The organism is Kangiella profundi, assembly GCF_002838765.1.
GTDB lineage: Bacteria > Pseudomonadota > Gammaproteobacteria > Enterobacterales > Kangiellaceae > Kangiella > Kangiella profundi.
The window spans coordinates 326,094-339,343 of record NZ_CP025120.1; the positions used below are offsets into that span (position 1 = coordinate 326,094).

Below are 13,250 nucleotides of genomic sequence, written 5' to 3' on the forward strand. Positions count from 1 at the left end.
TTGAACATGGTGTAAAATGGCGGTTTCATTCAATTAAATACCCCGGAAGACGGTTTAATGACGCATAAAGATAGCCTGAGCGCACGCTTACCCACCCCTTGGGGAGATTTCACGATCCATGCGCTTGAGGCTGAAGATGGAAAAGAGCATGTTGCTCTGACATTTGGCGAATGGGACACCAAGCAGCCGGTGTTGGCGCGTATTCACTCCGAGTGTTTAACCGGTGACGCTTTGTTCAGCCTGCGCTGTGACTGTGGTTTTCAGTTAAAAGCGGCATTGCAGAAAATCGCTGAAGAGGGCGCTGGTGTTTTGTTATATTTGCGTCAGGAAGGTCGTGGTATTGGCTTGACCAATAAAATTAGAGCCTATTCCTTACAAGATCAGGGAATGGATACAGTTCAGGCTAATGAGCATTTAGGCTTTGGTGCTGATGAACGCGATTTTAAAGTTGCATCAGATGCACTGGATAAGCTGGGTATTCAGAAAATTCGTTTGATGACCAATAACCCGCGTAAAGTCAGCTCGATGATTGATGCTGGCATTGATGTTGTGGAGCGGGTTCCTCTCAAATATGGTCATAACCCTCATAACGAAGACTACCTTTCAACTAAACAATCGAAACTGGGGCATTTGTTCTAGACGCGTTATCTAAGTGCGGTCTATAGACAAACAACTTAATTAAGGATTGGTATGACATTAAAAGTATTGTTATCGACAGATAGCGCACCGGCGCAATGGGGCGAAGGTGCATTATTAAGCTACAAAGAAGATGCAGTAACCATTCACGCCGATGGCTCCGATCTGGTGCAAATGGCAGCCCGTAAATTGGTTAGCCAGGGACTGTCTTTTTTCGCTCTTCAAGGCGAATGGGAGCTTGAGCAGCAATGGGCCTTTTTCCAAGGTGCATACGATCCAAAGATAGATGTTCAGATCGATTTTGCAGAGCTGTCTGATGATGACAATAAAGAACTCGAAGCCCGTATGCAGGTCAGCCGCTGGATGCGCTCAATGGTTAATGAGACGCCAGAAGTGCTAGCTCCTCAGGTTCTGGCTCAGGAAGCTGCCGACTTTATTCAAAGTTTGGCGCCTGACAATGTGCGCTATCAAATCGTTTCTGGTCAGGATCTTGAAAAGCAGGGTCATGTCGGCACCTGGGAAGTAGGTCGTGGCAGTACCAGACCACCAGCAATTCTAAAGCTTGAGTTTGATCCGAAGAATGATAGTTCGGCTCCGGTCGCTGCATTGGTCGGTAAAGGCATAACCTTTGACAGTGGTGGCTACAGTATCAAGCAAAGTGCAGGCATGTTGCACATGAAAGCGGATATGGGTGGTGCAGCGACAGTTACTGCTGGCCTGGCATTAGCCATATTGCGTGGTCTTGATAAGCCGGTTCATCTTTACCTATGCTGTGCGGAAAACCTGATCAGTGGTCATGCGTATAAGCTAGGCGATATCATTACTTACCCTAACGGAATTTCGGTTGAGATTCATAACACTGATGCAGAAGGTCGTCTGGTTCTGGCTGATGGTTTACTGTTGGCAGGTCAAACTGGAGCGCCTCTGATTATTGATGCCGCAACTCTGACCGGTGCCGCAGTGACCGCCGTAGGTGAAGACTATAACGCTGTATTTGCTCTAGACGATGCTCAGCGTAATGATTATCTGGAAGTCGCGAAAAGTGAGAATGAGCGCCACTGGCCATTACCACTGGAACCATTCCATGCCGCTAAGTGCCCATCCAACTTTGCTGATACCGCCAATAGCCGTGTTGTAAAAGGTGGTGGACCCGGTGGTGCCAGTAATGCAGCAGGTTTCTTGTCGCGCTTTGTACCAAATGATGGTAAAGGTTGGATTCACGTTGACCTCGCCGGAGCCTACAATGACAACCCAACTGCCTATTTCTCAGCAGGCGGAACCGGTCATGGTTTCAGAACAATCGCCGCTAAATTGTTGAAGTAAATTACAGCAAACTATATCAGAAGGGAGCCTATGGCTCCCTTCTTTATGCTAGGATTTTGCTTCCTAATCAGCTATTGATAATAGCGAATTACTTTGCAGCCCTAAAAGCTTTACGTTTGAATTGAGGGCGGTATATCTGGGAGAGGATAATAAATGTTAAATAATAAAGGCTCGTTGGTTTGCGTGGGAACAGGTATCCAATTGGCGGGGCAAATTACGCTTATAGCAAAAAGCTACATTGAAGAGGCTGATATTGTATTCGGTGTTTTACCAGATCCAGTTGCAGAGAGTTGGATTAGTGAGCTGAACTCCAACTTTGTGAGTTTGCAAAACTTGTACTCAGAAGATAGATCAAGGAAAGAGACATATAAGGATATGGTTTCGACCATCGTCAAGGAGGTAAAGTCAGGGAAAAAAGTTGTTGGTGCTTTTTACGGACATCCAGGTGTATTTGCTTGGGCTCCTCACGAAGCGATAAGACAGTTACGTGCACTTGGTTATGAGGCCTTTATGGAACCTGGTATCTCAGCAGAAGACTGTTTATTTGCTGACTTAGGGATAGACCCTGGAGCGAGAGGTTGTCAGGGTTATGAGGCCACTCAACTTCTTTTTTATAAGCATAGCTTAGATTTATATTCATATGTGATTTTATGGCAGATAGGTCTTGCAGGTGAGTGGACACTACAATCATTCAGCACATCAAGAAGTAACCTTGAAAAAACAGTGTCCTATTTGACTCGCTGGTATCCATTATCACATGAAGTGATTATATATGAGGCACCGTTTTTACCAACGCAAGAAGCCAGAATTGAACGGTTCCCGCTAAGTAGTTTGCCAGATAAAGAATTAAATATGAGTAGCACTATGGTTATACCTCCACTATACGAGCTAGAGCTTGATGAAGAGGGCTTAAAGCACTTTGGATTAACGGTGGATAGCTACAAAAATACTACAGAGGGTTAGTTGACAACCTGTTACTTCTATATAGTATTAATGTCTGGTAAAAAAAACAAAGAGGGTAATATGGATACTAAAATTGTAAAGATGTTAACTGACTTAGCGACAAACTCTGAGTTAAAAAGGGTCTATAAAGATAACCCAGAAGCAGTACTTGAGTTATATGGAGTTACTAAACAACAAGAGTCTACAAACTGCTCTAAGTTATTACTATTAGAGCCAACAAATGGTCAAGATCATAAGCTTTTACTGCTTACACCTGAAGCCTGATAATATTTACCTCTTAGTTATTTAAATAGCTCAGAGGTAAACTGTTTCCTGAAATCTGTTTCAATTAATGTATATAGTGGCGTATCTATATACTGCCCATCTATAATCCAATTATCTCTTAAAACTGCTTCCTTCTGATAACCTGCATTTAACAGCATTTTTATTGATTTAGTATTTCCAGGAACTGGAGGGCCTAGAAGCTTATGATAACCCAGTGAGTTAAAACAAAAAGCACTTAAGGCAATAAGTATTTCTGTTCCGAAGCCCATCGATTGGTACTTGCTTAATAACATAACACCTATATGTCCTTGCTTAGTAAAAATGTCTGAGGTTTTTACCCCGCAAAGACCAATCTTGCCGTCTGTTTTCTTGCAACGGATAACAAATGTGAGAAGCTTCCCCGATTGGAAGTCCCATTCTAAGAGGCTTGACTCGTATAGTTTTGTGGCATCATCGAAAGAAAGAGGGGTAGCGACGAATTTCATAATTTCAGAGTTAGTGTATATTTCTAAAAATAAATCCTCATCTTCAGTAGATGTTGGCTTATAGACAAAATGTGCACTCTCGAATTGTAAGCTCATGTAGGTGGATGATTAACTTATTAAATTGAAGGCTACAAACATTAAGGCACTCTCATAAGAATGTAAATAGTTATTCTGTAGCCATTATTGCTTATATAAGATATCTAGGGTTATGTTCGAATAGTGGTTGTATAAACAGCAATAAAGTGGTGGTTATTCAATCAGTTGATGGGTATTATCAGGGGTGTTTGGGGAAATAAGAACTACACAAGTAGCAAATGGTTATTAGCGAAAGCAGCATTGCATCATTTGAAAGCATCCATTTATGTATGAAGTTAGTCACTGAGTCTGATCAGCAGTTTTATGTCTCGCTGTTTACTGACCATAGTACTATGCAACATATTGGAGAGACTTTGAGTGATAATCAGGCTGTGGAAAGATTTAAAAAAGAACTAACAGCTACAGGTCAGAATCCATCAAAAAGCATGTTGTGGATTATCATAAACAAAGCAGAAAATAAAAAACTGGGTTTAATAGGGATTAGTCAAAGAAGCATATTCAATGATAACTGGGAACTGGGAGTTGTTTTAGCAAAACAGGCTGTTGCCCAGGGAATTGCCAAAGAAGCCATTAAAAGTTTAACAAAAGACATTTTGAGCCAGCTACAAATCGACAAATTATATGGCCGTATAAATCATAAAAACGATATTAGTATCAACATGGTCAAAAGTATGGGGTTTGAGAATTATAAGAATGATGATGGCTATGGTTATTGGGTGTATGAAAGAAAGAATTGGGGATGAGTTTTGAATAAGAAAGGTAGGCTGGTCTGTGTAGGAACGGGGATAAAGCTCATGGTGCACATGACCCCCATATCGAAACAGCAAATTGAACAGGCTGATATTGTATTCATAGCCGTTGCAAGTAGCTTGATGGGAAGCTGGATAAAGGAGCTTAATCCCAATATTCATGATTTAGGCCAATATTATCAGCCAGGTAAATCACGACTTGAAACCTATAAAGAAATGATTGCCGCAATTATGCAAGAAGTGAGAGCTGGGAAAAATGTGTGTGCGGCTTTCTACGGGCACCCAGGAGTATTTGCTCTTGCCCCGCATAGAGTCATAGAAATAGCCAGAAAAGAAGGCTATGAAGCGCATATGGAGCCAGGCATTTCGGCAGAAGACTGCTTATATGCTGATTTAGCTATTGACCCAGGCAAGTTCGGCTGTCAGCATTATGAAACAACTCAGTATATGATTCATAATAAGAATATTGAGCCAAGTGCGTATTTAATACTTTGGCAAATAGGGATTGCGGGGGATCAGGAACTCACTCAATTTAATACAACAGAAGAAAAGCTAGAAGCACTTAGAGAGAAACTAACTACATTATACCCTGAAAGCCATGAAGTTATTCTTTATGAGTCTTCGACAGTTTTATTTAAACAATCAAGAATAGAAAAAATAGAATTACAACAATTAGCAGATGTTGAGACCAGCCTGGAAACAACACTTGTAATACCACCTGTAAGGAATAAATGATTGTAACTAATGGTCTTATCAACACTTAAAGGAGATTACTATGAGCCAAAATTTACAACTTATCGAAACTATTGCAAACCTTACTTCAGAGCAGTCACAATCAGTTTCTGAATTAACAGCATTGGGCTTTGAGCAAGAACTAGCAGAAGCAATTGCACAAAGAGATATTACTAAATTGGAAAGTTTATTAGGGGCTAATACTAATGTTTCAGTAATTTTAGCACCTGCAGAAGATGATGAGGACGCTTCAGAGGATGACTCCAGGGAAGAAGAAATTAAAATCGCGTAGTATCACACGTTCGATTTCAAAGTTTTCCATAATTCTTGTCGGTATTCTCGGTGGCTTATTAAAGGCCACTGAGATTACTTATATTGAAGAACTGAAAATTGCCAACCACTTACGAACTACAAATCCTCAGCAGTTTCTCGAGCAGATAGATTATGTCGCAGACCTTCAGTTGCCCGATGAAGAGAATGAAGCATTACGAAATTATTTATTGGGATATGCGGCTGCATTAAAAGGAAACTCAGAACAGGCAATTGGATATTATCATAAGGTCATTGCCAGTAGAGCCCATAACCCCTTAATAATTAGAACCAAGTTAGCCTTGGCTAACTTGCAAGTGCTAAACAAGGACTATGCTGCGGCGCTTGAACTTATAAAAAATGTGCTGGCTAGCGCTCATGGTCAAGAAGACTCACTACGTAATCATATCTATCAGGTGGCAGCCATTGTTTATAATGAAGTAGGTCAGTACGAGCTAGCAGAGCAGACTTTAAGTAATTTAACTCAGATTGATAATACTGTGGCAGGTTTAAAAGACAAATGCCTGCTTGCTGCCGTAAAGGCTCAAACCTGGTATGAGCTTTCAAAAATAAATACAGAAGAAGCTGCCTTTATTGATACTTCCTACCAAAACTGTTCTGAAAAGGAGCCTGTTTACGCCCTCTCTGCAAAATTTTACGGGTTAGCGGATATGATCAGAAGTGGTCGTTATAAAGAAGCTAGCTCAGAAATTAGCAATCAGCTAAAAATTGTCGAGGAGCTTGGCTACAGTTATCTAACCGCAGGATACTATACCTTAAACGCTTTAAGTTTGAGTGGAATTGGTGACCAGTCTTCAGCTCAACTATATGCTGACAAGGCAATTGAAACCGCAGAAAAAAATAACAGAGACACGGTAACTACCTGGTTATTAGAAGCTTACTATTTAAATTCTCAGCTATTAAAAGAAAAAGGTGAAATGGAGCTGGCATTAGAGTTTCTGGAAGAGTATCTGGTTAAAATAAACCGATACAAAAATGATGAATCATCGAAACAGTTAGCCTATCAATTAGTGGAGCATGAGACAGAAAGCAAGCAGCAGAAAATTGAGCAATTAAATCAACAAAATCTTTTACTTAAGTTAGAGCAAGATCTGGCCAAGAAAGAAGCTGTTAATAATCGTTTAGTCTTGGCGTTAGCTCTGGTTCTACTTGGTACCTTGGCATTTTGGTCCTATCGAATAAAGAGACATCAAATTCGTTTGCGTAAACAGTCACAAACTGATCAGTTAACTGGATTAAGTTCCCGCCATCACTTCTACGAAACTGCAAAAGCTATATTGCAGAGAAGTGAGTCTGAACAGCAGGATGTAGGTTTCATTTTATTCGACATGGATCACTTCAAGTCGATAAATGATAAGTACGGTCACCTTATCGGTGATTGGGTATTGCAGAATACTGCTGAAGTGGTCAAAACCAGTTGTCGCCAAAATGATCTTGCTGGCCGTCTGGGAGGTGAAGAGTTTGCGATTTTCCTGCCAGCCTGTAATCTTAAAAAAGCACAACAACTTGCCGAAATCTGCCGCAAAGCCATCTCACAGGTAGATACAACCGAGACCGGGTATCGCTTTGATATATCAGCCAGCTTTGGTGTCACCAGCACCGAGCTTTCCGGTTACGATTTAATGGACTTGATTGCCGATGCAGACAAGGCTATGTACAGCGCTAAGAGTAAAGGGCGCAACCAGATAGTTGTGGTGGATAGCTTTGTAAAAGAATTTGAGCAGCTGATATCCTGACGCACCAACTTAGTCAGAGTAAAGCAGCTTAATCTTTAATGCCAAAAAATTGTTCTTTGATGGTCGGCTCATAAGTGGGCCACTCTTCAATCACTTCATAGTAAACCCCCTTCTGATTAAATTGCGACTCCATTAGACAGAAGTGTTCCACTTTAAGCTCAAAATCTACAGTCTGCGTAATTTCTGACTGAACAGTAGCATCTCGGAATAGTGTGATATGAGGCCTGAAAGGCTTGCTTGATTGCTTAATATGAATGCCAGACTGTTTCAGGTTGCGATTAATATGTTGATGTAATTGTATAAGCTGTTCGCTGGCTTCAATTTCAAGACATCCCACTTCTGCTTTAGGGAAGTAGGCAAATTGTCTGAATTCAATCTCAAAAGGTTTGATGGCGGGTATTTCTATGGCTTCTAGAATATCATCCAACTGGTTCCGTGAAACCTCGCCCAGGAAAAGCAGCGTTATATGAAAATTATGAGGACTGACGGGGCGTCCGGCAAAAGGACACAACTTCTGCAATAACTCAAGCTGGTTCTTCAGCTCCTGTGGTAAGTCTATGGCAAAGAATAGTCGAGCCATATTTTTGTCAGATTTTGCTATAGATGGCATAACATTAGTAGGCTTTAATTTGCTACTATCATAGTCATGAGATTGATACCGATAAAGTGAAATGGCTAAAAAACCTGTAAAGAAAAGCGCAAAATCCTCTAAAAAGAAGCAATCAAAGCAAGTAAAACAAACATTCTGGCGCAAAATACCTTGGAAAAAGGTGTTTTGGCGTGGAGGCTTGATATTCACGGCTTTGTTCATTGCCTTCGTGATTTACTGCGACATGGTGATCCAGCGCCAATTTAAGGACAATCGCTGGCAATTACCGGCTAAAGTTTATGCTCAGCCACTGGAGCTGATGAATGGCAAAGCATTAACGCCAACTCGTCTCGAACAGGAATTGGAGCTGTTGGGCTACCGTAAGGCCGTCAAGGCAACCCGTGCAGGCGATTATGAGAAGTATGGTGATTATTACTATATCCATGTTCGTCCCTTTACCTTCTGGGATGAAACTCAAGCCTCGCGCCAGATTGCATTTAGTTTACGTAATGGTCGTGTTAGCCAGTTGAAAGACCATGTTCTGGGTGAGCCGTTGCAGATGGCAAGGCTCGATCCTCTTTTAATCGGTCAGATTTACCCGAACCGACTGGAAGACCGTATTCTGGTCAAACTGGAGCAAATCCCAGAACACCTGATAAAGGCTTTGATTATTACTGAAGATCGTGACTTTTATGAGCATAGTGGAGTTTCTCCCAAAGCGATTGCCAGAGCCTTGTGGCATAACGTAACTTCGGATGGTGGAACACAGGGTGGTAGCACCTTGACTCAGCAGCTGGTGAAAAACTACTTCCTGACAAATGAGCGCAGTTTATGGCGCAAATTTAGAGAAGCAGTCATGTCGGTGTTGCTGGAAGTTCATTATGAGAAAGATGAAATTCTAGAGGCCTATTTTAATGAAGTTTATTTTGGCCAGGATGGGCCACGAGCCATTCATGGTGTCGGCCTTGCCAGTCGTTTCTTTTTCGATAAAGACGTCGAGAACTTAACGCCTGCCCAATCGGCCTTACTTGTCGCAATACTTAAAGGCCCTTCAGTATATGACCCAAGACGTCATCCTGAGAACGCTATGAAGCGTCGCAACCTGGTGCTGGAATTAATGCATCAATCAGGCACCTTAACGGAGCGCGAGCTTAAGCAGGAAAAGCAGACAACCTTATCGCTGGTCAGAAAGCCAAGCATTCATCTATCCAATGTGCCTGCCTTTATGGATCTGGTTCGTCGTCAATTGCAAGACTCATATTCCGAGCAGGAACTCAATTCAGAAGGGCTTAATGTTTTTACCACGCTAGATCCTGTAATTCAGATGTATAGCGAGAAAACGGTTGAAGAGTCTATTGCTCAAGTTGAAAAGCAAAGACAACAGGAAGAGGGAACTTTGCAGGCGGCCGCGATTATCAGTGATAGCCAAAGTGGTCATATTCTGGCAGTGATTGGTGACCGGAAAGCAGGCTTTGCAGGTTACAACCGAGCGATAGATGCCAGAAGACAAATAGGTTCTGTAATTAAGCCTTTTGTAATGTTAGCGGCTCTTGAGCAGAATCCTGACTACAACCTTTCCTCGAATATCAGTGACTTCCCATTGTCACTGGAGCAACGGGACGGAACCATGTGGGAGCCACAAAACTTTGATCGTAATTTCCATGGCATGGTACCGCTCTATCGTGCACTGAGTGAATCCTATAATGTGGCAATGGCGCGTTTAGGTCAGGAAGTTGGGATTCAAAGACTGGCTGACTTTGTAGAGAAATCCGGAGTTGAAAAAGAAGTGCGCCCTCTGGATGCATTACCACTTGGCGTCCTTGAACTAACCCCTCTTGAGCTGTTACAACTGTACCAATCAATAGCCAGCAATGGACTTAGAATCAAGCCTTCATCAATTATCGCTGTAACCGATAATAGCGGACAATTGCTGGAGCGCTACCCAGTTACCGCCGAGCGAGTTGCCAGTGAGATCAATGTCTATTTAGTAAAGGCTGCCATGCAACTAGCAGTTGAAGAGGGCACGGCAAAGTACCTGCATCGTTCTAACCCATTCACATCGTTTGCAGGCAAAACTGGCACCACTAATGATTTGAAAGATTCATGGTTTGTCGGTCTGTCAGGAGAGCATTTGGCGGTCGTCTGGGTCGGTCGAGATGATAACAAGGATGCCAATATCACAGGTTCAACTGCTGCGCTACCAGTGTTCACAGACCTGTTTGCCGGCATCAACACTGCGCCAATTGATATCGGCTATCATGACAATATCGAATGGAAACTGGTGGATTATCGCAGTGGCTTATTGGCAACGGATGAGTGCCAAAACTCGGTCAGCGTACCGTATCTTCGTGGTACAGCACCAAAGGCAACTGCCGACTGTCAGCCCACTTTGTCGCAACAATAAGGAATTTTAATGAGTTTTATTTTAAATGACACATTAGCCAGAGACACTGTTGAGCTGGGCAATTTCAATTTATGCAAATTATTATGGATGAATGATAAGCAGTATCCGTGGGCGGTGCTGGTACCCCGAGTCAATGATATTCGTGAGTTATACCAGCTGTCAGTTGCGCAACAAATTAACGCCATGGAGGAGTCAAACTTCTTACTCGAAACTATGGCCAGGGTTTTCAAGGCGGATAAAATGAATGTGGCGGCTCTGGGAAACATGGTTCCTCAATTGCATATTCATCACATCGCACGATATCAAGATGACCCAGCATGGCCGGGGCCAATTTGGGGAGTAAAGAAGCCCATTCATTATGGTGAAAATGAGCTGATTAAAGAAGTCAGCCCTCTACTAGCGGAATTGAAGGGCAACTTTGGATTTAAAGAAATTTAGATCAAGTGAAGCGAAAAGATCGGAGCCAGGTGTTGGGTTATGAGATGGAATCTCTAACCCAACCTGTAAGCGTTAAAGAATTAAGGACGAGAAAACTTAAAGTGAGGATTTTCTTTCCAGACAACTTTGGTGTCCGTTGGCAAATTGGCAATCGCTTCTGCAATCACTTCTGATAGAGCCACCAGGTTCGGTACATCAATAATTTCAGCTTCATCATGTACCTGATGATAATGATCCTGACCTCTCCAAACTGAAATAGCATGCATCGGAATACCAGTAATATCCACCTGCTGTCCGTGCTTAAATACCTGCTCAGCCTTTTGTCGATCTAAATTCATTAATGCAAAAGGGGCGTTGTCGGAGCGCATGAATAAACCCATCTGAGCAAATGGGTCAGCATCCAGTGACCAACCAGCTTTAGCAAAATCATCCTGCAATAATTCCAGTAGATTCGAATATTGGTTACCTGTCATCCAGGCACTTTTTGGATGCTCTTCTACTGGAGTTCCTACCAGTTCAAACATGATGCCGGTTTCAATTTGTTCAAGTGGAACTAAAGGGTTCTGGGCAAAATGCTTTGACCCCAAAAGGCCCATTTCTTCTGCATCCCAAGCTGCGATGATGATATTAAATGGCAGAGATTTTTCTTGTGAAAGCAATTCAGCAATTACCAGGCTGGCAACAACGCCACTGGCATCGTCGTCCGCACCATTAAAGGTAATATCACCTTCCAGAGCAGGATTCTGGCCGACGTGGTCATAATGCGCACCAATCATGATGTACTTGTCATTATCGCACTGACAGTCCAGGTAGCCGATGTAATTAACGCCATCAATAGACTCGCCTTTTACCTCAAACGAAAACTCCTGGCGGTATGACTCAGCGTCTGGTAGAGGTTGCAAGCCAATCGCTGTGAAGCGTTGTTCAAGCCAGGCATGTACCATTTTCATTTCGGGGGTACCGGTTTTACGGCCTTTTAGCTCGTCGCTGGCAAGAAAGTTTATCCACTCCTGAGCATGCTCAACGCGTGCTTCCTCAGCCGACTGAGGGACATTGTTGGCAGCAACATCAGTAGAAAGTGATAAACCTGATAGGACCAATAGGCCAGGTATTAGAAATGATTTCATTGTAAGTAATCCTTCGGTAATACGGTTAACTGGTCTTGGACCAGCTGAGTTGCTAGTTGCCAGTCTACCTGATCAAGGCTATCAATTTCTTTAGCAAGTTGTTGCAAAATGTTTGCCTGAATAACGCCGCGACTTTGTGCCTGAGCATAAGGAATATGATGGAACATTACCATCGAGTAACGTGGGATGAACTGTTCCGGGAAGCGTTTCTCAAGTTCAAAAGCAATAGACTTCTTAAGATGGAACTTGGGGTCACGTACCGAGTCACGCATTTCAATGTAATTATCCAGCGCCATATCTGCAATTGCATTGGCATTATCACGACGCGCTTCATTAAAGGCTGGGAAAACTTGCTGCCAGTCATCATCAAACTGATTTAACAATGAATTGAGCTCAGCGCAATCTTCAAAACCACAGTTCATTCCTTGGCCGTGGAAAGGCACAATTGCATGAGCTGCGTCGCCAAAGATCAGCGCATTACCGTGGAACCATTTTTCGCTGCGTACCGTACCCAGCACGCCGGTTGGATTTTCAAAAAACAACTCGGTTAAATTGGGAATGAGATCATAGGCATCTTTGAAGTATTGCTTGAAGAAGTTATCAACCTTTTCTGGGGTATTTAAATTAGCAAAGCTAGCTTCGCCATTGTTGGTTGGCATAAACAGAGTAACGGTAAATGAGCCATCAAGATTCGGTAGCGCGATAACCATATAGCCTCCGCGAGGCCAGATATGCAATGCTTCTTCTTCAATTTGAAAATTGCCGGCCTGATCCGAAGGGATGGTTAACTCTTTGTAGTTATGCTCAAGTAATTCTGAACTGAAATGACCAACTTTAGCCGCTTCCATGAATTGACGAACCGGTGAGCCAGCCCCGTCAGTTGCTAACAGAACGTCATAATTCAAAGTTTGTTGTTGGCCAGTCATGGCGTCTTCAACGATAAAGGTCTGCTGATTAAAATCGATATCAACAAGCGGATGTTTAAAGTGGAAAGTCACATTGCTAGTGGCTTCAGCTTCATCACGTAACAAGCTAACCAGGCCCGCTCGTGAAACGGAATAAATCACTTCTTCTGGCTTTTGACCATAGGACTGAAATTGCAGTTCACCTTTTTCATCATGCAGCATACGGCCTTTCATTGGAATTAAAAGCTTTTCGACCTTGTCCATGATGCCAACTTGCTGCAAAGGGCGTATCCCTCGGTTAGCTAATGCCAGGTTAATTGAGCGACCGGCTGGAATATCTTCAAGACGGATGTCCGGTAGCTTCTCATAAACATCGACTTTATAGCCACGCAGCCCCAGATAAATACTGGCCAGTGAGCCAACCAGACCTGCACCAATTAACGTTATATGTTTATCTTGTTTAGAACTCATGG

At 42.7% G+C, this 13,250-nt stretch carries 14 protein-coding genes; 10 read left to right on the forward strand and 4 right to left on the reverse strand.

Annotated features, from left to right (window positions below):
* The first annotated feature begins 57 nt into the window (after positions 1–57).
* The 4 genes from ribA to CW740_RS01570 all read left to right on the forward strand — a co-directional run bounded on the left by ribA (position 58) and on the right by CW740_RS01570 (position 3,186).
* On the forward strand, positions 58–639 hold the full coding sequence (ribA, locus tag CW740_RS01555) for a GTP cyclohydrolase II (protein WP_106645905.1): 582 nt from the start codon (positions 58–60) through the stop codon (positions 637–639).
* A 51-nt stretch (positions 640–690) separates the two neighbouring features.
* Positions 691–1,959 (forward strand): aminopeptidase PepB, encoded by a 1,269-nt coding sequence (gene pepB, locus CW740_RS01560; RefSeq protein WP_106645906.1) that lies wholly within the window; start codon positions 691–693, stop codon positions 1,957–1,959.
* Positions 1,960–2,112: 153 nt separating this feature from the next.
* Positions 2,113–2,922: an SAM-dependent methyltransferase gene (locus tag CW740_RS01565; protein ID WP_106645907.1), complete on the forward strand. Its 810-nt coding sequence runs from the start codon at positions 2,113–2,115 to the stop codon at positions 2,920–2,922.
* A gap of 60 nt (positions 2,923–2,982) precedes the next feature.
* Positions 2,983–3,186 carry a hypothetical protein gene (locus tag CW740_RS01570; protein ID WP_106647983.1) on the forward strand — a complete coding sequence of 68 codons (204 nt, stop codon included), beginning with the start codon at positions 2,983–2,985 and terminating at the stop codon, positions 3,184–3,186.
* A gap of 17 nt (positions 3,187–3,203) precedes the next feature.
* On the opposite strand, the gene CW740_RS01575 is transcribed toward CW740_RS01570, so the two are convergent.
* Positions 3,204–3,767, reverse strand: a complete 564-nt coding sequence (locus tag CW740_RS01575) for a GNAT family N-acetyltransferase (protein WP_106645908.1) — start codon at positions 3,765–3,767, stop codon at positions 3,204–3,206.
* A gap of 269 nt (positions 3,768–4,036) precedes the next feature.
* On the opposite strand from CW740_RS01575, the gene CW740_RS01580 reads away from it, so the two are divergent.
* The 4 genes from CW740_RS01580 to CW740_RS01595 are packed head-to-tail and all read left to right on the forward strand — an operon-like array spanning position 4,037 to position 7,314.
* Positions 4,037–4,510: a GNAT family N-acetyltransferase gene (locus CW740_RS01580; protein WP_227523905.1), complete on the forward strand. Its 474-nt coding sequence runs from the start codon at positions 4,037–4,039 to the stop codon at positions 4,508–4,510.
* 3 nt (positions 4,511–4,513) lie between these two features.
* The gene (locus CW740_RS01585; protein ID WP_106645910.1) at positions 4,514–5,251 is read left to right on the forward strand and encodes an SAM-dependent methyltransferase; all 738 of its coding nucleotides are present in this window, start codon (positions 4,514–4,516) and stop codon (positions 5,249–5,251) included.
* A gap of 40 nt (positions 5,252–5,291) precedes the next feature.
* Complete coding sequence (locus CW740_RS01590) at positions 5,292–5,540, forward strand: hypothetical protein (protein ID WP_106645911.1); 249 nt, start codon at positions 5,292–5,294, stop codon at positions 5,538–5,540.
* A complete protein-coding gene (locus tag CW740_RS01595; protein WP_106645912.1) occupies positions 5,506–7,314 on the forward strand; it encodes a GGDEF domain-containing protein in 1,809 nt (602 codons plus the stop codon). Before CW740_RS01590 ends, CW740_RS01595 begins: the two co-directional genes overlap by 35 nt.
* Positions 7,315–7,342: 28 nt before the next feature.
* Here CW740_RS01595 and thpR read toward each other — a convergent pair whose 3' ends face one another.
* Positions 7,343–7,924 carry an RNA 2',3'-cyclic phosphodiesterase gene (thpR, locus tag CW740_RS01600; protein WP_106645913.1) on the reverse strand — a complete coding sequence of 194 codons (582 nt, stop codon included), beginning with the start codon at positions 7,922–7,924 and terminating at the stop codon, positions 7,343–7,345.
* 61 nt (positions 7,925–7,985) lie between these two features.
* Between thpR and mrcB the strand changes: the two genes are divergently transcribed.
* Entirely contained in the window at positions 7,986–10,307 is a 2,322-nt protein-coding gene (gene mrcB / locus CW740_RS01605) for a penicillin-binding protein 1B (RefSeq protein WP_106645914.1), read from the forward strand.
* 9 nt (positions 10,308–10,316) lie between these two features.
* Positions 10,317–10,745, forward strand: a complete 429-nt coding sequence (locus CW740_RS01610; RefSeq protein ID WP_106645915.1) for an HIT domain-containing protein — start codon at positions 10,317–10,319, stop codon at positions 10,743–10,745.
* An 80-nt stretch (positions 10,746–10,825) separates the two neighbouring features.
* Here the strand turns inward: CW740_RS01610 and CW740_RS01615 are convergent, their stop codons facing one another.
* Together CW740_RS01615 and CW740_RS01620 are read right to left on the reverse strand one after the other, a co-directional pair.
* On the reverse strand, positions 10,826–11,872 hold the full coding sequence (locus tag CW740_RS01615; protein ID WP_106645916.1) for a M20/M25/M40 family metallo-hydrolase: 1,047 nt from the start codon (positions 11,870–11,872) through the stop codon (positions 10,826–10,828).
* Positions 11,869–13,248: an FAD-dependent oxidoreductase gene (locus CW740_RS01620; RefSeq protein ID WP_106645917.1), complete on the reverse strand. Its 1,380-nt coding sequence runs from the start codon at positions 13,246–13,248 to the stop codon at positions 11,869–11,871. Before CW740_RS01620 ends, CW740_RS01615 begins: the two co-directional genes overlap by 4 nt.
* Positions 13,249–13,250 lie beyond the last annotated feature (2 nt).

Excerpts from the sequence above, each read along its gene's own strand:
- ribA (WP_106645905.1), top strand. The coding sequence starts at position 58 with ATGACGCATAAAGATAGCCTGAGCGCACGCTTACCCACCCCTTGGGGA.
- pepB (WP_106645906.1), top strand. The coding sequence starts at position 691 with ATGACATTAAAAGTATTGTTATCGACAGATAGCGCACCGGCGCAATGG.
- CW740_RS01565 (WP_106645907.1), top strand. The coding sequence starts at position 2,113 with ATGTTAAATAATAAAGGCTCGTTGGTTTGCGTGGGAACAGGTATCCAA.
- CW740_RS01570 (WP_106647983.1), top strand. The coding sequence starts at position 2,983 with ATGGATACTAAAATTGTAAAGATGTTAACTGACTTAGCGACAAACTCT.
- CW740_RS01575 (WP_106645908.1), bottom strand. The coding sequence starts at position 3,767 with ATGAGCTTACAATTCGAGAGTGCACATTTTGTCTATAAGCCAACATCT.
- CW740_RS01580 (WP_227523905.1), top strand. The coding sequence starts at position 4,037 with ATGAAGTTAGTCACTGAGTCTGATCAGCAGTTTTATGTCTCGCTGTTT.
- CW740_RS01590 (WP_106645911.1), top strand. The coding sequence starts at position 5,292 with ATGAGCCAAAATTTACAACTTATCGAAACTATTGCAAACCTTACTTCA.
- CW740_RS01595 (WP_106645912.1), top strand. The coding sequence starts at position 5,506 with ATGACTCCAGGGAAGAAGAAATTAAAATCGCGTAGTATCACACGTTCG.
- thpR (WP_106645913.1), bottom strand. The coding sequence starts at position 7,924 with ATGCCATCTATAGCAAAATCTGACAAAAATATGGCTCGACTATTCTTT.
- mrcB (WP_106645914.1), top strand. The coding sequence starts at position 7,986 with ATGGCTAAAAAACCTGTAAAGAAAAGCGCAAAATCCTCTAAAAAGAAG.
- CW740_RS01610 (WP_106645915.1), top strand. The coding sequence starts at position 10,317 with ATGAGTTTTATTTTAAATGACACATTAGCCAGAGACACTGTTGAGCTG.
- CW740_RS01615 (WP_106645916.1), bottom strand. The coding sequence starts at position 11,872 with ATGAAATCATTTCTAATACCTGGCCTATTGGTCCTATCAGGTTTATCA.
- CW740_RS01620 (WP_106645917.1), bottom strand. The coding sequence starts at position 13,248 with ATGAGTTCTAAACAAGATAAACATATAACGTTAATTGGTGCAGGTCTG.